The sequence below is a fragment of the Rhodanobacter sp. GW835-FHT13D09 genome (assembly GCF_058793995.1).
The window spans coordinates 41,623-62,989 of record NZ_JBXAGL010000013.1; the positions used below are offsets into that span (position 1 = coordinate 41,623).

Here is a 21,367-nt window from a genome sequence, read left to right on the forward strand (position 1 = left end):
TCAAAGCAGGTGGTAATTTATTACACCGCATAGTTTACGAAATAAAACCCGCGCCGAGGAGTACGTCCATGGGTCGATTCCGGCAACAGATCGTTGCGTTGGCGATGTAAAAACCCCGGCACGATGGCCGGGGTCCGGATGCAGCCCGCGGGCCGGAACTACCCGCCCGCGGCCGGTTGCAGGGTCGGGCTGTCCAGGTCCAGCGCGGTCGATTCCAGCAGCGTGGCCTGCGGATGCGCCTGGCGGATCGCCGGGGCGAACTGCGCGGCATCGCCGACCACCACCACCGCGCCGGCGCCGGCATCCAGGTGCCGGCCCGCGTACTTCTCGATCTGCTTCGGCGTCACCGCCTGCACCCTGGCGACGTACTTGCCGACCTCGTCCAGCGGCACGCCGTATACCGCCAGCTCGCCGACCTGTTCGGCCAGCCCCGCGGTGGTCTCCAGGCTGCGGCCGTAGCCGCCGATCAGGGTGGCCTTGCGCGCGGCCAGTTCGTCGGCGCCGACGCGGCTGGCGCCGAGGCGCCTGAACTCGCCCAGCATCAGCTCGACCACCTGCGCCGCGGACGGGTTCTTGGTCTGCGCCGAGGCCAGCCACAGGCCGGCGTCGCGACGCGGCATCAGGCGGCTGCCGGCACCGTAGGAGAGGCCGCGCTTGATGCGGATCTCCTCGTTGAGCCGTGCCGAGTACGAGCCGCCGAGCACTGCGTTGGTGACCGTGCCCACGTAATAGTCGCCATCGCCGCGCGGCGGCGCGGCATGCGCCGCGACCACGCCGGCCTGGCCCGCGCCGCGCTGGTCGATCAGCAGGACCGCCGGCATACGGCCGGCGGCCTTGCCCGCCGCGCGTGCCGGCAGCGGCGTGGCCGGCTTCGGCCAGTCGCCAAAGCTGGCTTGTGCCAGCTGCTGCGCCTGCGCCGGGGTGATGTCGCCGGCCAGGATCAGGATCGCGTTGTCCGGCCGGTACAGCGCCGCATGCAGCCGCTGCACGTCGGCACGACCGATCCGCGCCAGCGAGGCCGGCGTGCCGGCACGCGAATGGCCATACGCGCCTTCGCCGAACACGCCGCGGGCGGCCGCCAGCGAGGCCAGCGCGGTGGGCCGGCTGAGGCTGAGGCGCAGGTCGTCGAGCGCCTGTGTGCGGGCGCGCTCCAGCTCGGCCGGGGCGAAATCCGGCCGGCGCACCACCTCGGCCAGCAGGCCCAGCGCCTGCGGCAGCTTCGGCGTGGTCACGGTGATGCCGATCGCGCTTTCATCCCAGCCGGCGGCGGCACCCAGCGAGCCGCCCAGCGCCTCGGCGGCGGCGGCGATCTGCGGCGCGCTCTTGCCGGCGGCGCCCTTGCTCAGCAGGTTCGCGGTGAGATCGGCCAGGCCGGCAAGCGACGGCGGATCCATCTCGCCGCCGCTGCGCACGATCAGCTGCGCGGTGACCAGCGGCAGGTCGGCGCGGCGCACGCTGACCACCTGCAGGCCGTTGGCCAGCGTCTGCGTCGAAGGCGTCGGCACGCTCAACCGTGGCGCCGGGCCAGGCACCGGCGGCGTGGCGGGGAAGTCCGCGGCCGGCACGTTGCCGGCGGCGAGCATCGCGGCCGTAAAGACGGCCAAACGGCAGGCGTGGATCCGACGGCTCATTTCGCTTCTCCCGCTGTCGTCGTGCCCTTGGCGGCCTGCGGCAGGTAGTCGATGGTGACGCTGTGCGCGCCGGTCACGTACTTCTGCAGCACCCGCTGCACGTCCTGCCCGGTGACTTTCTGCAGTGCGGCCAGGTCGGTGTCGACGTGTTCCGGGCCGCCGTCGATCAATGCCGCCTGGCCCAGCGCGAACGCCAGGCCCTGCGCGGTCTGGCGCTGCTTCAGTTCGCCGGTCAGCAGCTGGGTCTTCACCTTGTCCAGCTCGGCGGCGGGGATCGGCTGGGTCGCCAGCCAGATGATTTCCTCGTGCAGCAGCTTCTCCGCCTCGGCCGGCTGGTGCCCGCTGGCGAGGATCGCGTAGGCGGTGAACAGGCCCGGGCCGACCCTGCCGTCGGCATCGGCGCCGACCCGCTGGGCGACCTGGTGGCGATACACCAGCGACTGGTACAGCCGCGAGGAGTCGCCCTGCGAGAGCAGCGCGGCGGCCACCTGCAGCGGAATGCTGTCGGCGGTATCGGACGCCGGCGGCAGCAGCCAGGTGACCGCCACCGCTGGCAGCGGCGCGGTCTCGCTGCTGACGGTGTAACGCAGGTTCTTCCTACGCTGCGGTTCCTGCGCGGTGACCTGCGGGATCGGCGTGGCCGGCTTCGGCATCCAGCCGAAGTACTGGTCGACCCAGGCATCGAGCTGCTTCGGGTCGAAATCGCCGGCGACGATCAGGGTGGCGTTGTCCGGGCGGTAAAAGGTTCTGTGGAACGCGATCACGTCCGGCAGCGTCGCCGCGTCCAGCTCCTCGATGCTGCCGATGGTCGGACGCCTGTACGGATGGACCGTATACGAGTGTGGGTCGATCGCGTTGAACAGCTTGCCGTACGGGTTGGCCAGCACGCTCTGGCGGTACTCCTCCTGTACCACCGCGCGCTCGGACTTGAAGTTCGCCTCGTCCACGTTGAGGTTGGACAGCCGCTCCGCCTCGGCCCACAGCAGGGTCTGCAGGTGGTTGCTGGGCACCACCTCGAAGTAGTTGGTGACGTCGTCGCCGGTGGAGGCGTTGTTGGCGCCGCCCACGTCCTCGGTGAGCCGGTCGAACTGCTCGGCGTGCATATGCTTCGTGCTCTTGAACATCAGGTGCTCGAACAGGTGCGCGAAGCCGGAGCGTCCCTGCGGGTCGTCCTTGGAGCCGACGTGGTACCACATCTGCACCGCCACGTTCGGGCTGGCGTGATCCTCCACGCTGAGCACCTGCAGACCGTTCGGCAGGGTGCGCTGGTGGTACGGGATCGGCGGGATGGTCAGCTCGGTCGCCGCCAGCGGCGGCGAAGCCAGCGCTGCCAGCAGGACGAGCGGAGCGAACAAGGCAGCCGGACACAGACGCATGGGCGGTCCCTTCGGTGGAAAGGGTCAACCTTAAGCAAGTCCGCTGGGGGTGTACAGCCGGCGACTGTGACCACAGGCCAGCGTCTTGGCCGGCTGCCTTGAGCTATAGGGTTTCGCCTGTCAGCGCGACTCGGAAGTCGTAACCGGCGGCAAGCGCATGGAACGAGCAGATCGGCACGCCGTGGCACAAGCATCGGAGGCCGCGTATCCCCAGATCTGAATCTGCCGCAGCGCATATGGCATCCGAATGAGGCTTGCGGCAGGATGTTGCGACTTCAGGGGGAAGCACATGGAAATTTTGCAAGGGATAGGCGCGCCGACTCGCGGGATCGGCGGCGGCTGGCTTAAGCCGCGTGCGATAGCTTTTGCCGCGATGCTGGCACTTGGACTATCGGGCTGTGGTGGCGGGGGTGGCGGGGGTGGTTCGAACATCCGGCCCACACCGCCTCCTGCTCCACCGCCGCCCGCCGGTCCGCCGGCCCCTCCCACCAGCATTCACGGTGACTACACGATCACCTTTGACAACGAGATCCGCACATGGACGCAGGCCGTCAGCGGAGACGGGCAATTGGTGAAGGGAGGGAACGGGACGCTGGTCCTCAGCGGAGCCAACACATACAGCGGCGGCACGACGGTGGCCGGCGGCACTCTCGAAGTGGCGCCGGGCGGGAGCCTGGGTAGCGGGAGTGCGCGGGTCGGACAGTACACGTCCTTCTACTATCCGAGCATCGTGCTCAAGGTGGACAGCGGCGTCTCGTTGTCCAATCACATTCTCGTGGGCATGTATGGCGTCCTCGATACAGCCGGCATGCTTGGCGGCTCGGTCGATGTGGCGGTCGAGGGGGGCGACTGCAATCCGACATACGGATCTTGCCCGGATGTCCGGAACCATGACGGTGGAACCATCCGGGCCAGCGATCACGCCGTACAGATGAACTCCCTCGGCAACGTGACCAACAACAATGGGAGCTTGATCGAAGGGGGAAATGCGGCGGTCTGGCTGGCCTCCGGGTCGGTGACCAACGACGGTGACGGGAGCGTCATCCGTTCTCCGAACGGGTCAGCAATCGACGTCGAGCATGGGCAAGGCCAAATAGTGAATACCGGCGGCGCCGTCATATCATCGGGCGGCACGGCCATCATCCTGGCCTACGGCGGCTCGGTGACCAATGGTGCCGGCTCCACCATCGAAACCCAGGGCACCACCCCCGGGGGTTGCGTCGGCCCAGGCAGTTGCGCGATCTACGCCGGATCGGGCCTGGTCTCTGGCGTTACGCTGAGCAACGAGGGAACCATTCTGGGCAACGTCCAGATGGTGGCGACCGCCCACAACAGCACCACGCTGCGGGCCGGGAGCTTGATCCAGGGATATCTCGACATGGGCACCAACCAGGGATCGTTCTTCACGCTGAATGGCGACGCGGGTTCGGTGCAGCGGTACAGCAATGCCGTGACCGGAACCACAACCTTCACGGGCATTCTCAACAAGAAGGGACTCGGCTCCTGGATCGTCGACAGCAACGACCTTGATCACGTCGTCCAGGCCTATGTGGAGGGCGGCACGCTGCAGATCGGTGATGGCGGGACGACCGGCCAAGTGGGCTCGGCCACGAGCGGCTACTACGCCCCGACCCTGATACAGATTGCTTCCGGCGCCAGATTGGTATTCAACCGAAGTGATGACGTGGTCTATTGGGGGCGTGTTGGCCCCCTCGACTCTGGTGCGGGAGGGTTGGTGGTTCAGATGGGAACGGGCGATCTCAAGTTTCCGGACCTGAGGCAGATCGGAGGTCTCGCTCTGGTCGTCGAACACGGCAGCGTCACCCTGGGGGATGGCTCCTTCCAGAAGGATTCCGTTCGCCCAGTGAGTGTGACCAACAACAGCAAACTTACGCTAGACAACGATGGCGAGGTTTATCTTGAAAGCGTGATTTCCGGCAGTGGCTCGCTGATCAAACAGGGAGCGGGAATGTTGAGCCTGGATGGGGCCAACACCTACACCGGGAGCACCACGGTCGGAAAGGGCACGTTGCGCGCCATGAAGATGCTCCCCGGCAACGCGATCGTAAATCCTGGAGCCGTGCTCCAGGGCGCAGCGTACAACGGAACACCCCCAGGGTTACCCGGCACCGCTGGCGACCTGTCCAATGGTGGTCGCGTGGAGGTGGGCAGTGGTGATGCCCGCATCGGCGGCAGCTACACCAACACAACAACCGGCACACTGGCGATCAGTCTTGGCAGCAAGCTCGATGTGGCGGGCACGGTCACGCTCAACGGTGGCACGCTGGAAATAAAAGGTGCCGACAGTGGCTACGTGAGCAACACCCACACCAATGTCCTTACGGCGGCCGGGGGCGTCACCGGCACCTTCGACCAGCTGGTCAAGGGCGCTGGCCTGGTGTTCACCGCTACCACCATCAACTACGACGCCAACAGCGTGTGGCTGGACACCACCGGCCTCAACGTGACCACGGCGGCGGCGGGCAATGGCGTGAGCTATACCGCAGCCTCCATGGGCAGCGCGCAACGCGTGCAGGGCGCCTTCGAGCTACTGAATGCCGACATCGCGGCCGGCAAACTCCCCGGCGTGTCCGGGGATTTCCTGCGCGCCGCCGGCCAGTTCCAGCGATCACCCAGCCTGCTGGCCGCGCAGGCCTCGCTGCAAAGCCTGTCCGGACAGTTGCACGCGGCGAGCGCGGCGATGACCTTCAAGGCCATCGACGCGTCCAGTCGCGCCCTGTCGGATCGCTTCGACAATCTGCTCGGCAGGAGCACCGGCTTCGGCACGTGGGCACACAGCCTCAGCATCGGTGGCGACATGGCGCGCGCAGGTTTCGATGACGTCGGCTTCCAGTTGAACGGCTGGCTGATCGGCAGCGACCGCCAGATCGGCCATTCCGGCGTGGCCGGTTACGCGTTCGGGCAGAGTCGCGGTCAGCAGCGGCTGAACCAGGGCCTCGACCACGACAACATCCGCAGCACCGAGGGCATGCTGTACGCGGGCTGGCTTAACGGTCACTGGTACGCGCAAGGCCGCGCGGGTTTCGGCCATTTCCAGCAGGACGTCGGGCGGCAGATCCTGCTGGGCGACAGCGCGCAGGGCGTGCGGACCCAGTACAGCGGCAGGTACGGTGTGGCCTATGGCGAGAGCGGCCTGCACTTCGATCGTGGCGACAGCCATGTCACGCCGTTCGTCAACGTGCAGTACGCACGCATCGGCCGCGGCGGCTTCGCCGAGCAGGGCGCCGGCGGCTTCGGCCTGCGCAGCAACGCACAGATGCTGGATCGCTGGCAGGCAGGCCTCGGCGTACGTGCCGGCCATCACTGGAACCTGGACGGCGGCCGTGCCGTGGACTTCAGCGCGCGCGCGCAGTGGCAACGCACCCTGGCCTCGCATGGCGACGTGTTCAACGCCAGCTTCGTTGGCCTGGAGACATGGCGGCCACTGGCCGGCATCGGCCTGTCGCGCTACAGCGGACTGGTTGGCCTCGGACTGGACGCGACGCTTTCGGCGCATGCGATGCTGAAGTTCGGCTACGACTGTGAAATGGGCCAGCATGACAACGCGCAGATGCTGTCGGCGCACCTGAACGTGGCCATCTGAGACCATTGCCAACACTGCGGGTACTAGCCGAGGCGCTGCGGCAGCAGGTCCGGGTGTTCCACACATGCCGACCGGCGCTGCGCCCACCTATTCAGGGAATTCCGATGTCCGCCACTACCCGACCGTCGCTGTTCGCCAACCACAACTTCACCCTGCTGTTCGGCGGCAGCACGATTTCGGCCATCGGCGACCAGTTCACCCTGGTGGCCTTGCCGTGGCTGGTGCTGAAGCTCACCGGCGATCCGGCCGCGCTCGGCCTGGTGCTGGCCGCGATGGCGCTGCCGCGTGCCGCCTTCATGCTGATCGGCGGAGCGGTGGTGGACCGCATGTCGCCTCGACAGGTGCTGCTCGGCGCGCGCGCGGTCAATGCGCTGCTGGTCAGCCTGCTCGCCGTGCTGGTGCTGGCCGGGGCGATCGGGATGGGCATGGTCTATGCGCTCGCGCTGGGCATCGGCCTGTCCACCGCGTTCGCCTACCCGGCGGGTTCGGCGATCCTGCCGCAATTGATCCCGCCGCCGCAGCTGCAACCGGCCAACGCGCTGTTCATGGGCATGCGCCAGCTGAGCATGATCGTCGGGCCGGCGATCGCCGGCCTGCTGATCAGCGTCGGCGCACACGGGGGGCACGGCAACGGCGTGACCGATGCCTCCGGGCTCGGGCTCGCGTTCGGCATCGATGCGGTGAGCTTCCTGTTCTCGCTGGGCTCGCTGATGCTGATCCGCATCCACAGCGACCACCACCCGACGGCCCCGGTCGGCGGCGTGCTGGCGAACGTCGCCAGCGGCATCCGCAACGTCTGGGCCGACCTGCCGCTGCGCGCGTTCATCCTCTACGCCGCCGTGGTGTCAGTGTTTGTGGGCGGCCCGATCCAGGTCGGCCTGCCGGTGCTGGCCGATACCCGGCTGAACCTGGGCGCCGCGTCGCTGGGCATCCTGATGACCGCCAACGGCGGCGGCATGCTGCTGGGCAGCGCCCTCTCCGGCGTCGCCACCCGCCTGGTGCGCGGCCGGCTCGGCCTGATGGTGCTGGGCATCGACAGTCTCGCCGGGCTGGCGCTGGCCACGCTGGCGCTGGTGCACTCGACCTTCGCCGGCGCCGTGCTGCTGGCCTGCACCGGCATGCTCGCCGGCATCGCGCAGATCGCCATCGTCAGCTGGATCCAGCGCCGCGTGGCGCCGGAGATGATGGGCCGCACCATGAGCGTGCTGATGTTCACCTTCATGGGGTTGGGCCCGCTTTCCGCAGCGATCGCGGGCAGCCTGCTTAAGGCGATCTCGCTGCCGGAGCTGTTCGTGGGCGCCGGGCTGATGCTGACGGCGGTTGCGCTTGGCTGCATGGGCAACCCGGCGTTGCGCAGCATTGGTGCGGCGAAGCCCGGCATCACGCTCGCAGGCTGAAGTGGTCGGCGCCTGCACCGACGCTCCTCGTCCGGGCGGCTCAGCGGCGGCGCACGGCCCGCAGCTTTCCGCTATCCCCGCCGCCGCAGAAAAACAGCCCGTCGCCGCCGGCATCGAGCCCCGACACACCGGTGCCGGGCGGCATTTCCAGCGCTTCCAGGATTTCGCCGGTGCCGGCGTCGATGCGCCTCAGCTCGCTCAGCTCGCCTTCCCAGACGCCGTGCCAGAGTTCGCCGTCGACCCAGCTGACGCCGGTGACGAAGCGGTTGGATTCGATCGTGCGCAGCACCGCGCCCGTCTGCGGATCGACCTGGTGGATCTTGCGCTCGCGGTACTGCCCCACCCACAGCGTCCCTTCGGCCCAGGCCAGTCCCGAATCGCCGCCGTCGCCGGGCGCAGGGATGGTGGCGAGCACGCGGCCGCTGGCGGGGTCGATCTTGCGGATGCTGCGCTCGGCGATCTGGAACAGGTACCGGCCGTCGAAGGCGGTACCCGCGTCGGCGGTGATCTCGATCGAACGCTGCAGCGTTCCGCTGGCCGGGTCGATGGCGCACAGCCGCTCGCCGGTGGCCAGCCAGACGCTCTGGCCGTCGCAGCTCACTCCACCCACCTTGTCGATGCCCGGCAGGGGGCCATATTCGCGGACGATCTCGGCTTCGGTTCGTTTCATGCGGCCATCCTAATCGCCCGGCAGTGGTGGGGGGAGCAACAAGGCTGTCGCGAATCCCGGCAGCGGCGGGGTGGCCCAGCGGCGGGCGCGGCCGCGGCCGACCGGCCGCACCTTGCCGCCGGCAGCCAGCGCATCGAGCGTTCGCTGCACGGTGCGCTGGCTGGCGCCCAGCGCCAGCGCCAACGCCGAACTCGACCACGCTTCGCCGTCGGCGAGCAGCGCCAGCACCGCCGTGTGCGCCTCCTCGACCGGGCGCGCCAGCACCACGACCTCGCGCCCGCCGCGCGGCACTAGCGCGAACCCGCGCGGCGTCGCGCGCACCCCGGCCAGCGCGCCGAGCGCCGCCCGCAGCCGCCCGATCTCCACGCGCAGGCGCGCGCGATGCGACGCATCGGCGTGACGCATGCGGAAGGCGCGCAGGATCAGCGCGTCCCGCGGCACATCCTGCGGCCATGCCTCGCCCAGCGCGCGGGCGAGCGCGAACAGCACCGGCCGCCGTGCCAACGTCACCGCGGTACCTGTCATGCCTACCGCATGGCGGCAGGCATCCACCACCAGCGCGTCCGAGGCCAGCAGCGCCTCGACCTCGTCGAGCCGCAGCCGCCGCCCGCCGCCCGCTGCCGGCAGGCGTGCCGCGGGCGCATCCAGCGTGTGGACGGCGCTTTCGACTTCCGCCGCCAGCGCGGGGATGCGCGCCTGGCGCGCGGCCTGCCCGGCGCGGGCAAGCGCCGCGCGCGCCGCCGTCGCCTGCAGGCGACGCATCGCGATGCCCGCGGCGAGCAGTTCGTGGATGGCGCGCAGCGCCGCCGGCAAGGCGGCGGGATCGAGCCCGGCGAGCAGGCGCCCGGCCTCGCCCGGGCGGCCGAGCAGCAGCAGTCGCCGCGCCTGGAGATAGCGGGCATGCGCGGCGTTCGCCCGGTCGCCGTGCGCGTCGAGCGTCACCCGCGCCGCATCGAGCGCCTTCGCCGGCCAGCCCAGCTCGCGCGCGGCCAGCGCGATCTCGGCCTCGGCGACGACGCAGCGCGCGCGGGCCACGGCCTCGCGCGGGCCGAACGCGCGCGCGGCACGCCGCACCAGCGCGCGGGCGCGGACAAGGTCGCCCAACTGCGCCATCGCGATGCCGCGCAGCGCGAGCGCGGGCGCGTCGTCGCGCAGTGCGACCCGGTTCAGCGCACCGAGCGGGTCGCCCGCGGCGAGTGCGCGCGCCGCGGCAGCGATCAACGAGTCCATTAGGGCGGACTCACCGCGTCGGGCCCCGGGGCAAGCTCCACGAATCCCGCCACACTTGTCACTCCCACCACGCGATGGCCCGGCCGCAGTCTATCCCACGACCACCACGCCGGGCGCCGAAAACGATCGGCACCGGCACGCCGCCAACGTGAGGAGAAACGAGATGAAAAAGATCGCCGTGTGGGGCTTCAGCTGGGTGCCGCCGTTTGCCCAGGGTCTGGTGCGCGACCTGCGCGTGCGCTGGGCGCTCGAGGAGGCGGGGCTGGCCTACGAAAGCCACTGGATCGATGCCGCGGAGCGCCACTCCGAGGCCTATCGGCGCAAGCACCCGTTCGGCATGGTGCCCGCGCTGGAGTGCGAGGACGGCACCCTGATCGAATCGGGCGCCATCGTCCATGCCATCGCCGGGCAGTGCGAGGCGCTGATGCCGACCGGGCTGCGCGCTGAGACGCTGACCTGGATGTTCGCCGCGCTCAACACCGTCGAGCCGCCGCTGTGGAACCTGTTCATGCTGGATCAGCTGCACGGCGACGAAGCCTGGGCGAAGCTGCGCCGTCCCGGCGCGGTCGACGAGGCGAAGGACCGGCTGGCCGTGCTTTCCGGCTGGCTGGGCGACCGGGAGTACCTGCTGGGCCGCTTCATCGCGGCGGACATCCTGATGGCGACCGCACTGCGCTTCGTGCGCCATGCGGATCTGCTGGCCGAGTTCCCGCCGCTCGCAGCCTACGTCAGGCGCTGCGAGGCGCGGCCGGCGTTCCAGGCCGCCTTGCGCAATCAGGGCGCCGGCTACCTGCAGCACGCGCCGGCCGCCGCCTGAGCCCGGAAAGGAGAGATGCCATGAGCATGCACAAGACCGCGACCCGCGAAGCATGGCTGGCCGCGCGGCTGGACCTGCTGGAAGCCGAGAAGGAGCTGACCCGGCGCAGCGACGAACTGGCGCAACGGCGGCAGGCATTGCCGTGGGTGCGCGTGGACCAGACCTACCGCTTCGATACCGAGGATGGCGACGCCTCGCTGGCGGAGCTGTTCCGCGGCCGTTCGCAGCTGCTGGTCTACCACTTCATGTTCGGGCCCGACTACAAGGCGGGCTGCCCGTCCTGCTCGATGATCGCGGACGGCTTCAACGGTTTCGCCGAACACCTGGCCAACCACGACGTGATGCTGTGGGCCGTGTCGCGCGCACCGCTGGCGAAACTGCTGGATTACCGGCGGCGCATGGGCTGGAGCTTCCCGTGGGCGTCCGCGCATGGCGGCGACTTCAACCGCGACTACGGCGTCGGGCTGAACGAGCAGCAGCAAAGCGAAGGCTACGAGTACAACTTCCGGAAGAGTCCGGCCCTTGCCCGCGCGATGCCGGAAGCGCCCAACACGTTCGCGGCGATGTGCGGCGTCGACGGGCGAACCTACCTGCGCGAACTGCCGGGCATGAGCGCGTTCGTGCTGGAGGACGGCGTCGTCCATCACACCTACTCCACCTATGCGCGCGGGCTGGACGGCCTGTGGGGCGCCTACCAGTGGCTGGACCGCGCGCCGCACGGCCGCAACGAAGCGGGTGGCATCTGGTGGCGCCGCCACGACGAGTACGGCCAGCGCTGAATTCAAGGGGGCGGAGGTCATTACTAATGAGAACAAAAGTAAGCGGACGTTCCCGCTTTGCGGCGGTCCGGGGATCGGATGTCGGCGAGGAGAGGGAAATGCGCGCCACCGATGGACGGAAGTTGTCACACGAGACGCTGGAAGCGATGCGTCTTGGGGCAGTCGAGGCGGTGGCCTCCGGAGAGTCGCCGGAGGCCGTGATCCGAGCGCTGGGGCTGTCGCGACCACGCATCTATGAATGGCTGGCTGCGTTTCGGGAAGGTGGCATCGAGGCGCTGTACGCCAAACCCCTCAGCGGCCGACCGCGCAAGCTGGACGAGCGTGCCATGCGCTGGCTCCATAAGACGGTGACGACCAAGAACCCGCAGCAGCTGAAGTTCGCGTTTGCCCTGTGGCCGCGGGCGATGGTGCGTGACTTGGTTGCGCAGCGGTTCCAGGTCCGCCTGTCCGAGGTATCGGTTGGCCGCTTGTTGCGGGAGCTGGGCTTGTCGCCGCAACGACCGCTGGCGCGTGCGTATCAGCGCGATCCGCAGCGCGTCGAAGCATGGCTGCACGAGGAGTATCCGGCCATCCGCAAGGAGGCCAAGCGCGCCAGGGCTCCGGTGTTCTTTGCCGACGAGGCCGGTATGCGTTCGGACGACCACAGCGGCACGACGTGGGCACCGGTCGGGCAGACATCCACGGTGGAGCGGACGGGAGCGCGCTTCGCCCTGAATGTCATTTCGGCGGTCAGCCCCCGTGGTGAGTTGCGCTTTGCCTGCTGCCCGGGAACCCTGACGACGGTCAAGTTCATCGACTTCCTCAAGTGGCTCGGGGTCCATCGTGACACCCCCCGTCTTCCTCATCGTCGATGGTCATCTGGTGCACCGTTCGCGCGCCGTGAAGCAGTTCGTCGCCAGCACGCAAGGACAGCTGCGTTTGTTCCCGTTGCCGCCGTACAGCCCGGACCTGAATCCGGACGAGCGGGTGTGGCATCACCTCAAACGGCACCAGCTCGGTCGACTGGCCTTGAGCGGGCCCGATCATCTCAAGCGTCACGCCATGGCTTTCCTGCGCTCTCTACAGAAAAGTCCCGCTCTGGTCCGTGGCTTCTTTCAACAGCCTACCGTCCGCTATGCCGCCCGATGTGTTCGGATACTTTCTTTCGGTTTGGTAATCAAGTGGATACCTGGGCCAGATTGAGCTTCAGACCGCTGCCGTGCCGTGGGCGCGGGCGAGGAATTCGCAAGGCCTGGCACTTGGTGGGTCGCTATTTCCCGGCAGAACGCAGACATCGGTAGCAATGACTTCTGGCGCATGGACGCGTTGGCGGTGGTACCTATGCTGGGGTTTATGGGGCGGACTGCGCCTCGGCCAGCCAGGATCTCCACCAATGAGCAAACTTCCCCTCGCCGTGGCATTTGCCGCGTTGCTGTTCACTACCGTGGCCGTGGCCGGTCACGACAGCAAGGATGACAAGGCCAAGCCGGAGCAGCCCGATGCGGCGCTGGTCGAGCCGCAGTCGTCGGCCAGCGAGGGTTCGGTATCGGTCGAGGGCCATCGCATCGACTACAAGGCGGTGGCCGGCACCCTGGTGCTGCATGGCAAGGGCGACAAGGAGGACGAGCCGCAGGTCAGCATGTTCTACGTCGCCTACTTCAAGAAGGGGGCGAGCGCGACGAAGCGACCGGTCACCTTCATCTACAACGGCGGCCCCGGTTCGGCCACGGTCTGGCTGCACATGGGCGCGTTCGGGCCGAAGCGCGTGGTCACCAGCGACGACAGCCACACGCCGGCGGCGCCGTACGGGCTGGTCAACAACGACTACAGCCTGCTCGACGCCTCCGACCTGGTGTTCATCGACGCCCCCGGCGCCGGCTTCAGCCGTCTGATCGCCGCCGACACGGACAAGTCCAAGCGCGAGGAACAGATGAAGGATCGCCAGAAGGCGATCTACGGCGTGGACGGCGACGCGCATGCGTTCGCCCAGTTCATCACCCGCTTCCTGTCGAAGTACGACCGCTGGAATTCGCCGAAGTACCTGTTCGGCGAAAGCTACGGCACCACCCGCTCGGCGGTGCTGGCGAACATCCTGGAGAACGAGGACAGCGTCGACCTCAACGGGGTGATCCTGCTCTCGCAGATCCTCAGTTTCGACACCAGCATCGACGGGCCGGAGTTCAACCCGGGCATCGACCTGCCGTACGAACTGGCGCTGCCGACCTTCGCCGCGACCGCGTTCTACCACCACCGGCTGCCGCAGCAGCCGGCCGCGCTGGAGCCGTTCCTGCGCGAGGTGGAGCAGTACGCGCTGGGCGATTACGCGCAGGCGCTGATGGCCGGCTCGCGCCTGGACGATGCGCGCAAGCAGGCAGTGGCGCAGAAGCTGCACGAGTACACCGGCCTGCCGGTGGCCTACCTGCTGAAGGCGAACCTGCGCGTGACCGGCGGCATGTTCGAACACGAGCTGCAGGCCGACGGCGACATCACCACCGGGCGGCTGGACAGCCGCTTCGCCGGGCCGTCGATCGACCCGCTGAGCAAGGATTCCGAGTATGACCCGCAGTCCTCGGCGATCAGCTCGGCCTACGTGGCCGCGTTCAACGACTACGTGCGGCGCGAGCTGAAGTTCGGCCAGGGCCGGCAGTACCGGCTGTTCGCCGACGTCAAGCACTGGGATTTCTCGCACAAGGCGCCCGGCGTGCACGGCGAGGCGCTGCAGTCCTCGACCAACGTGATGCCGGATCTGGCCATGGCGATGAAGACCAACCCCAACCTCAAGGTCTCTCTCCACGGCGGCTACTACGATCTGGCCACGCCGTACTTCGCCGCCGACTACGAGATGCACCACCTGCCGATCCCGGCCGGCCTGGAGCGCAACATCAGCTATGCGTGGTATCCGTCCGGGCACATGGTGTACGCGCACGAGGCGTCGCTGAAGCAGCTGCACGACAACGTCGCCCGCTTCATCGGGCAGACCGACAACGTCAAGTAGCCGGCTTGCGCCGGCCGCCGGCGCCGCGCCCGGACGGCGCGGTGTGCCGCGGCGCGGTGGAGCCGCGTATCACCAGTTCCGGGCTGAAGCCTTCGTTGCGGCTCACCGGCGGCTCGCCGTTGGCCGCGCGCTGCAGGTCGCCGATCAGCCGTTGCGCGGCGTGCCGCGCGATCTCCTCGGTGGCCTGGCGCGCGGTGGTCAGCGCCGGCCACGACTGCTTGGAGAACGGGCTGTCCTCGAAGCCGGCGATGGAGAGTTCGTACGGCACGTTGATGCCGTCCGAGTGCGCCGCGGCCAGCACGCCGGCGGCGATCTCGTCGTTGGAGCCGAAGATCGCGCTGGGGCGCTCCTTCAGCGCCAGCAGCTTGCGCGCGCCGCGGAAGCCGTCGTCGAAGGTGTAGTCGCCGGGCACGATCAGCTTGCGGTCGAGCGCGATGCCGTAGTCCTTCAGCGCGTCTTCGTAGCCCTGGTAGCGTTCCAGGCTGGAGCGGTGCCCGCGGCCGCCCCACAGGAAGCCGATGCGCTGGTGGCCGAGCTGGATCAGGTGTTCGGTAATGGCGTAGGCGGCGTCGCGGTCGTCGACGTAGACGCACGGGTGGCCGTCCTGCGGATCCTCGCGCGCCGAGATGATGCGGATGAACGGCACCTGCGCCTGGCTCAGGGCCTCGATCAGCGCCGGCTGCTCGGACATCGGTGGCGCCAGCACCAGCCCGGCCAGGCGCGAACGCTGCGCCAGTTCGCGCAGCTCGTCGGCCAGTTTCGGCGAGGACGAGTCGCACGGGTGGATCTGCAGGCCGAAGCCGTTCGCGCGGCATGCCGCCAGCACGCCGTGCTGCAGGTTGATCACGTAGTGCGCGTTCGGATTGTCGTAGACCAGCCCGATCGCGTACGCGCGGGTGCTGCGCAGGCTGCGCGCGGAAGGGTCGGGCTGGTAGCCGAGCGCGTCGATCTCGCGCTGCACCTTCGCACGCGTGCGCGGGTGCACCGACGGCTCGTTGTTGATCACGCGCGAGACGGTCTTCAGCGAGACGCCCGCACGTTCCGCGACATCCTTGATGGTGGCGCTGCGCAACCGCTGAACCTCGTGTATCGAAAGGACCTGATACGCCGGGCGCGCCATGGTGCCGACGGAGCCGCGCAGGGACGCGGCGGCGCATGCATCCTAGCGTATGGCCCGGAGCGTGGCGAATCCGTGACTCAGCGCGCCGCGCGCTGGCCGACCCGGTGGCCGGCCAGCCCGTAGTACAGGATATACAGGTAGCACGGCACCATCAGCAGCGTGAACGCGAGCTGGAAGTCGACGTGCTGCTTCAGGTGCACGAACAGCTGCGGCACCACCGCGCCGCCGGCGATACCCATGATCAGCAGCGCCGAGCCCGCCTCGGTGTGGCGGCCGAGCCCGTTGATCGCCAGCGGGAAGATCGCCGGCCACATCATCGCGTTGGCGAAACCCAGCGCTGCCACGAACGCCACCGAAAGGTAGTCGTGGGTGAGGTAGGCGCCGATCGCGAAGGCCACGCCCAGCACCGCCGATACCGCCAGGTAGCGCTGCTGTGTGATGAAGCGCGGGATCAGCGCCAGCCCGGCCAGGTAGCCGGCCAGCATGCCGACCAGCGTGTACGAGGTGAAGTGCTTGGTGGCCTCCGGCGGCAGGCCGAAGCCCTGGCCGTAGGTGCCGATCGCGTCGCCGGCCATCACCTCCACGCCCACGTAGAGGAACAGGCACAGCACGCCCAGCCACAGGTGCGGGAAGCTGAAGATGCTGCCGTCGCGGTGGCCGATCGCCTGCTCGCTGTTGGCGCCGGCGGGCCGGATCTCCGGCAGCGACGAGCGCGCGATCCAGATCGCCAGCACCACCAGCAGGCCCGCCATCACCATGTACGGCAGGTGCACCTTGCCGGCGAACGCGTTGAGCAGGGCGTCGCGCGCCTCCGGCGTCGGCGCCGACTCGACCTGCTGGCCGAAGGTGCCGATGCCGCTGAGCACCAGCGCGCCGAACACGAACGGGGCGATCGCGCCGGCCAGCTTGTTGCAGATGCCCATGAAGGCGATGCGTTGCGCCGCGCTGTCGATCGGGCCGAGGATGCTGATGTACGGATTGGACGCGGTCTGCAGCAGCGACAGCCCGGCGCCGATCACGAACAACCCGGTCAGCGCGCCCGGATACAGCCGCATGGTGGCGAACTGGCCGAACAGCACCGCGCCGACCGCCATCACGAACAGGCCGAGCGCCATGCCCTTCTTCATGCCTGTGCGGCGAAGCACCGACGACGACGGCAGTGCCAGGAAGAAGTACGACAGGTAGAACGCCATCGGCACCAGGAACGCGTTCACGTCGTCGAGATCGAAGGCCAGCTTGACGAAGGTGATCAGCGGCCCGTTGAGCCAGGTGACGAAGCCGAAGATGAAAAACAGCAGGCCGATGACCAGCATCGGCCCGAGGTTGGTGCGATCGGCCTGCATCGCCGCCTGCGTTGTCGCCATGGTCTGGTTCTCCCCGGGCCCGGCCGTGTCGCTTCGGCCGGGTGGCCGGGACAGACGGGATGTCTCTTTATTCGCCGAAAAGTGCAACGTTGTCAATTCATACCGACGGGGGACTTCCGATTGTCGATGGACGCGAGCCGTCCGGACGGCTGTTCGAGACGATTGATGTGGCGGCGCAACAGGCCGGGAACGCGCGGCGGATTCCAGCGAAAACACGGCTAAACAGGCAGGAAATTCCGTCAGCACGGGGGCGCACCCGGGAGTGTCGCGACAGCTATGCGGCGGCGCCACATCGAATGTTCCGGGAATCCGCCGCGACCGATTTGACAACGTTGTCATTATGGCGACAGACTCCGCCCGAATCAGGCCGGCCGGGCCTGCGCCGATCCGGTGCGTCCGGATCGGAAAACCATCGGCCACGGGAGAACGGAGTGGGGGGAGTCGCGAACCAGCATCATGCGGCGAAGTCGGCGACTGCCGGAACGTCGCATCCGGCCGGCCTGGACGTGCCGGATCCGGGCCAGCCGTTCCTGGCCGCCGACATCGGCGGTACACATGCGCGCATCGGCCTGGTCGTGGGCCGGGCGTCCGGCCGGCGTCCGGTCAGCGTGCTGCATTACCACCGCTACAGCTGCGCCGACTGGTCCGGCCTCGCCGCGATGCTGCAGGACTTCGTCGACCAGCTGGCCGGCACGCCGCACGCGGCGCTGCGCGGACAGCTGCGCCACTGCGCGGTGGCCTGCGCCGGCTACGTGCTGGACGATGCGATCGTCAATGAGAACCTGCCGTGGCCGGTGTCGATCCGCGAGATCCGCGACGGCCTCGGCATCCGGCGACTGATGGTGATCAACGATTTCGAGGCGCTCGCCTACGCCACCCAGTTCATCGGCGCCGACGAGACCCAGCCGGTCATCGACGCCACGCTGCCATCGGCACCCGGGCCGGTGCTGGTGATGGGGCCGGGCACCGGGCTGGGTTCGGCGGTGCTGCTGCCGGGCCAGCCGCGCGCACAGGTGCTGGCCACCGAGGCGGGGCAGGTCGCGCTGGCGCCCGGCAACGAGCGCGAGATCGAGATCCTGCGGTTGTTCCGCCGCCAGCATCCGCACGTGCCGTTCGAGGACGCACTGTCCGGCCCGGGCCTGCTCAGGCTCTATCGCGCCCTGTGCGAGCTGCGCGGCGGCAGCGCTCGTGTGCTGACGCCAGCCGGGGTGACCGCTGCCGCGCTGGCCGGCCATGACGCCGCCGCGGTGGAGGCGCTGGAGGTGTTCTGCGGCCTGCTCGGCAGCTTCGTCGGCGACCTGGTGCTGCTGTACGGCGCCCGCGGCGGAGCCTACCTGGCCGGCGGCATCCTGCCGCAGATCCAGCCGTTCCTGCGCGCCAGCACGTTCGCCGAACGCTACTTCAACAAGGGCGTGATGCGCGCCTATCTGCAGCAGGTACCAGTACGACTGATCGAGCACGGCCAGCTTGGTGTCATCGGCGCCGCAGGCTGGTTTCTGGATGGACGGGACGCAGCCACGGGATGACCGTCATCCGCCAGCACGGCGCCGAGCCAACTTTTCACAACATCCGCGACCGTCGTCATGCCGGTCTTGATTCGAGCCAGCCTCTGAGGGGAGGAGATCATGAACTACCGCAAGACATTGCTAGCCGCGAGTATCGTCGCCAGCCTGTGCGCATCCGGCGCGCTGTATGCGCAGGACACCCAGGCGAACACTGACAGCCAGTCCAGCCAGAATCATGCGAAGGAGAAGCAGGCCAGGACCCTGAGCACGGTGATCGTCACCGGCATCCGCAACAGCGAGGCCGAGTCGCTGGCGCTGAAGAAGGAGGCGGCCTCGCACGTCGAGGTCGTCACCGCCGAGGACATCGGCAAGCTGCCGGCGAAGAACGTGGCCGACACGCTGCAGCGCCTGCCCGGCGTCAACATCAGTTCGTCCAGCGCCAGCGAAGGCGGCTTCGACGAGAGCGATCGCGTCAGCCTGCGCGGTACCGCGCCCAGCCTCACCCAGACCCTGGTCAACGGCCACACCGTGGGCACCGGCGACTGGTTCGTGTTGAGCCAGGTGCAGACCGTGGGCCGCAGCGTGAGCTATACCCTGCTGCCGTCGGAGATCGTCAGCCAGGTGGTGGTGCACAAGACCTCCGAGGCCAACCTTGTCGAGGGTGGCAGCGCCGGCTCGGTGGACATCATCACGCGCAAGCCGCTGGAGTTCGCCAAGCCGATTACCGCCGAGACCTCGATCGGCGGCGTGTACTCGGACCTACCCGGCGACACCAAGCCGCAGTTCAGCGGCCTGTTCAACTGGAAGAACGACGCCAACACCGTCGGCGTGCTGGTGCAGGGCTTCTACGAGAAGCGCAGCCTGCAGCGCAACGGCCAGGAGGTGGTGGGCGGCTACCTGCCCACCACGGTCGGCGGCAACACCGTGTACTACCCGAACGAGATCGGTGCGGTGCTGTTCACCCAGCAGCGCGAGCGCAAGGGCGGCGTGATCGACTTCCAGGTCAAGCCGACCGACAACCTCACGCTCGACCTCAGCGGCTTCTACTCCAAGCTCAAGGCCGACAACTACAACCGCAACTACATGATGTGGGCGAGCAGCGCGCTGGCGGGCGGCGGCGTGCTGACCGCCAACTCGATCAACAACAACGTGGTCACCAGCGGCTCGATCGCCGGCGGCACCGGCGCCTACGGCGTGTACGACCAGATCTCCCGCCCCGGCGCGTCGTCGGAATCGAAGTACCTCACCCTCGATGCCGACTGGCGCGTCACCGACCACCTCGACCTCAAGGGCCAGCTCGGCACCACCCGCGGCACCGGCAGCAGCCCGACCCAGGACGTGATCGAACTGGGCACGGCCAGCGGCGCCGGCGCCGGCTGGAACATGCGCGGCATCGGCCAGCCGATCAACTGGACGCTGGGCGGCGACAACAGCTCGCCGTCGGGCATCCTGCCGTCCGCCGGCTGGATCTTCGGCGGCCAGGGCATCAAGGTGAAGGACAAGGAGGACTGGGCGCAGTTCGACGGCGAGCTCAGCTTCGACAACGACGCGGTCACCTCGCTGCAGTTCGGCGGCCGCTACGCCAAGCACACGCGGCAGAACCCGTTCGAAGTGGCGCAGGGTCCGAACTGGGCTTCCGACTGGCAGAACCCGGCCGCCTATCCGACCGGCACCTACAGCCGCTATCCGGGCGGCTTCAACGGTTCGCTCGGCGGCAGCTTCCCCGGCCCGATCTGGTTCTGGACGCCGGGCCAGCTGGCGCAGATCGACGCGAAGTTCGCCAACCGCGATCCGGTCGGGCGTTTCTACTTCAACGACATCTACAAGGTCGGCGAGAAGGACACGGCCGCCTACCTGCAGCTGAACTTCGAGTCCGGCATCGCCAGCGGCAATATCGGCGTGCGCTACGTGAAGACCAAGGAGGACATCGGTTACAGCAGCACCGCGCCCGATGCCGCCGCCAGCACGGTCACCGGCCCGATCACCGGCTCAGCCTTCGGCAACTACTACTGGAACACCTACCGGCACAGCTACGACAAGTTCCTGCCCAGCGCCAACCTCAAGCTTGCCGTCGCCGACGACCTGCTGCTGCGCTTCGCCGCGTCGCAGACGATGACCCGTCCGGACTACTCGGCGCTGGCCGGCTCGGTGTCGGCCGACGACCTCACCCACACCGGCAGCGGCGGCAATCCGCAGCTCAGGCCGCTGCTATCGAGCAACTTCGATGCCGCGGTGGAATGGTACTTCGCGCCACGCGGCCTGCTGTCGGCCGGCGTGTACGCGATGAACCTTAAGGACTACGTCACCTTCGGCAACCAGACGCGCAGCTTCAAGGACATGCCGGCCAGCCAGGCCGCCGGCCACGACGTGTTCTCGAACTACCTGATCAGCGTGCCGACCAACGTCAACGGCCAGGTCCGCGGCGTGGAGCTGAACTACATCCAGCCGATCGGCGACAACTTCGGCGTACAGGCCAACTACACCTATGCCGACGGCCATGCCAGCGGGGACAAGCCGCTGCAGGGCACCTCGAAGAACACCTACAACGTGTCGGGCTACTTCGAGAACAAGCAGTTCAACGCCCGCGTCAGCTACACCTACCGTTCGGCGTTCTATGCCGGCGTGAGCCGCACCGACACCTACTTCCAGCAGGGTATCGGCAACCTCGCGGTGTCGCTGGGCTACCAGCTCAACGACCACATCTCGCTGTCGCTGGACGCGATGAACCTCAACAGTCCGAAGCTGAAGTACTACACGCAGAACGCCACCTACGGAAAGCAGCCGTACGCGTTCTACGACAACGGCCGGCAGTACTACCTGAACCTGCGTTTCAAGCTCTGACCCCGTTCCACCGCGAAGCGGGCCACCGACGGCTCCGCATCATCCCCAACCGGGCCCGG

Annotated in this window: 14 protein-coding genes; 8 read left to right on the plus strand and 6 right to left on the minus strand. The window is 68.3% G+C overall.

What is annotated here, in order from left to right; translation table 11 throughout:
- Window positions 1-158: 158 nt before the first annotated feature.
- Both AC1Q5A_RS15310 and AC1Q5A_RS15315 read right to left on the minus strand, forming a co-directional pair.
- Window positions 159-1,631 carry a M16 family metallopeptidase gene (locus AC1Q5A_RS15310; RefSeq protein ID WP_492702116.1) on the minus strand — a complete coding sequence of 491 codons (1,473 nt, stop codon included), beginning with the start codon at window positions 1,629-1,631 and terminating at the stop codon, window positions 159-161.
- Window positions 1,628-3,007 carry a M16 family metallopeptidase gene (locus tag AC1Q5A_RS15315; RefSeq protein WP_492702118.1) on the minus strand — a complete coding sequence of 460 codons (1,380 nt, stop codon included), beginning with the start codon at window positions 3,005-3,007 and terminating at the stop codon, window positions 1,628-1,630. Before AC1Q5A_RS15315 ends, AC1Q5A_RS15310 begins: the two co-directional genes overlap by 4 nt.
- Window positions 3,008-3,296: 289 nt before the next feature.
- On the opposite strand from AC1Q5A_RS15315, the gene AC1Q5A_RS15320 reads away from it, so the two are divergent.
- A complete protein-coding gene (locus tag AC1Q5A_RS15320; protein WP_492702120.1) occupies window positions 3,297-6,611 on the plus strand; it encodes an autotransporter domain-containing protein in 3,315 nt (1,104 codons plus the stop codon).
- A gap of 104 nt (window positions 6,612-6,715) precedes the next feature.
- The gene (locus AC1Q5A_RS15325) at window positions 6,716-8,008 is read left to right on the plus strand and encodes an MFS transporter (RefSeq protein WP_492702122.1); all 1,293 of its coding nucleotides are present in this window, start codon (window positions 6,716-6,718) and stop codon (window positions 8,006-8,008) included.
- Window positions 8,009-8,048: 40 nt separating this feature from the next.
- Here AC1Q5A_RS15325 and AC1Q5A_RS15330 read toward each other — a convergent pair whose 3' ends face one another.
- A complete protein-coding gene (locus AC1Q5A_RS15330) occupies window positions 8,049-8,678 on the minus strand; it encodes a Vgb family protein (protein ID WP_492702124.1) in 630 nt (209 codons plus the stop codon).
- A gap of 9 nt (window positions 8,679-8,687) precedes the next feature.
- Window positions 8,688-9,908, minus strand: a complete 1,221-nt coding sequence (locus AC1Q5A_RS15335; RefSeq protein WP_492702126.1) for a helix-turn-helix domain-containing protein — start codon at window positions 9,906-9,908, stop codon at window positions 8,688-8,690.
- A 163-nt stretch (window positions 9,909-10,071) separates the two neighbouring features.
- Between AC1Q5A_RS15335 and AC1Q5A_RS15340 the strand changes: the two genes are divergently transcribed.
- The 4 genes from AC1Q5A_RS15340 (at window position 10,072) to AC1Q5A_RS15355 (ending at window position 14,478) form a co-directional block, all read left to right on the plus strand.
- Window positions 10,072-10,725 carry a glutathione S-transferase family protein gene (locus AC1Q5A_RS15340; protein WP_492702128.1) on the plus strand — a complete coding sequence of 218 codons (654 nt, stop codon included), beginning with the start codon at window positions 10,072-10,074 and terminating at the stop codon, window positions 10,723-10,725.
- Window positions 10,726-10,745: 20 nt separating this feature from the next.
- A complete protein-coding gene (locus tag AC1Q5A_RS15345; RefSeq protein WP_492702130.1) occupies window positions 10,746-11,504 on the plus strand; it encodes a DUF899 domain-containing protein in 759 nt (252 codons plus the stop codon).
- A gap of 98 nt (window positions 11,505-11,602) precedes the next feature.
- Entirely contained in the window at window positions 11,603-12,784 is a 1,182-nt protein-coding gene (locus AC1Q5A_RS15350; protein WP_492702132.1) for an IS630 family transposase, read from the plus strand.
- A gap of 92 nt (window positions 12,785-12,876) precedes the next feature.
- The gene (locus AC1Q5A_RS15355; RefSeq protein WP_492702134.1) at window positions 12,877-14,478 is read left to right on the plus strand and encodes a S10 family peptidase; all 1,602 of its coding nucleotides are present in this window, start codon (window positions 12,877-12,879) and stop codon (window positions 14,476-14,478) included.
- Here AC1Q5A_RS15355 and AC1Q5A_RS15360 read toward each other — a convergent pair.
- Both AC1Q5A_RS15360 and AC1Q5A_RS15365 read right to left on the minus strand, forming a co-directional pair.
- The gene (locus tag AC1Q5A_RS15360; protein ID WP_492702136.1) at window positions 14,471-15,550 is read right to left on the minus strand and encodes a LacI family DNA-binding transcriptional regulator; all 1,080 of its coding nucleotides are present in this window, start codon (window positions 15,548-15,550) and stop codon (window positions 14,471-14,473) included. The genes AC1Q5A_RS15355 and AC1Q5A_RS15360 overlap by 8 nt on opposite strands.
- 125 nt (window positions 15,551-15,675) lie before the next feature.
- Window positions 15,676-16,962: a sugar MFS transporter gene (locus tag AC1Q5A_RS15365; protein WP_492702138.1), complete on the minus strand. Its 1,287-nt coding sequence runs from the start codon at window positions 16,960-16,962 to the stop codon at window positions 15,676-15,678.
- A 431-nt stretch (window positions 16,963-17,393) separates the two neighbouring features.
- On the opposite strand from AC1Q5A_RS15365, the gene glk reads away from it, so the two are divergent.
- The gene (glk, locus tag AC1Q5A_RS15370) at window positions 17,394-18,488 is read left to right on the plus strand and encodes a glucokinase (protein WP_492702140.1); all 1,095 of its coding nucleotides are present in this window, start codon (window positions 17,394-17,396) and stop codon (window positions 18,486-18,488) included.
- Between the two features lie 99 nt (window positions 18,489-18,587).
- A complete protein-coding gene (locus AC1Q5A_RS15375; protein WP_492702142.1) occupies window positions 18,588-21,308 on the plus strand; it encodes a TonB-dependent receptor in 2,721 nt (906 codons plus the stop codon).
- Window positions 21,309-21,367 lie beyond the last annotated feature (59 nt).

Bases quoted from the DNA above. Each gene is read 5' to 3' on its own strand.
- AC1Q5A_RS15315 (WP_492702118.1), bottom strand. From the start codon at position 3,007: ATGCGTCTGTGTCCGGCTGCCTTGTTCGCTCCGCTCGTCCTGCTGGCA.
- AC1Q5A_RS15350 (WP_492702132.1), top strand. From the start codon at position 11,603: ATGCGCGCCACCGATGGACGGAAGTTGTCACACGAGACGCTGGAAGCG.
- AC1Q5A_RS15340 (WP_492702128.1), top strand. From the start codon at position 10,072: ATGAAAAAGATCGCCGTGTGGGGCTTCAGCTGGGTGCCGCCGTTTGCC.
- AC1Q5A_RS15375 (WP_492702142.1), top strand. From the start codon at position 18,588: ATGAACTACCGCAAGACATTGCTAGCCGCGAGTATCGTCGCCAGCCTG.
- AC1Q5A_RS15330 (WP_492702124.1), bottom strand. From the start codon at position 8,678: ATGAAACGAACCGAAGCCGAGATCGTCCGCGAATATGGCCCCCTGCCG.
- AC1Q5A_RS15355 (WP_492702134.1), top strand. From the start codon at position 12,877: ATGAGCAAACTTCCCCTCGCCGTGGCATTTGCCGCGTTGCTGTTCACT.
- AC1Q5A_RS15365 (WP_492702138.1), bottom strand. From the start codon at position 16,962: ATGGCGACAACGCAGGCGGCGATGCAGGCCGATCGCACCAACCTCGGG.
- AC1Q5A_RS15320 (WP_492702120.1), top strand. From the start codon at position 3,297: ATGGAAATTTTGCAAGGGATAGGCGCGCCGACTCGCGGGATCGGCGGC.
- AC1Q5A_RS15335 (WP_492702126.1), bottom strand. From the start codon at position 9,908: ATGGACTCGTTGATCGCTGCCGCGGCGCGCGCACTCGCCGCGGGCGAC.
- AC1Q5A_RS15345 (WP_492702130.1), top strand. From the start codon at position 10,746: ATGAGCATGCACAAGACCGCGACCCGCGAAGCATGGCTGGCCGCGCGG.
- AC1Q5A_RS15310 (WP_492702116.1), bottom strand. From the start codon at position 1,631: ATGAGCCGTCGGATCCACGCCTGCCGTTTGGCCGTCTTTACGGCCGCG.
- AC1Q5A_RS15325 (WP_492702122.1), top strand. From the start codon at position 6,716: ATGTCCGCCACTACCCGACCGTCGCTGTTCGCCAACCACAACTTCACC.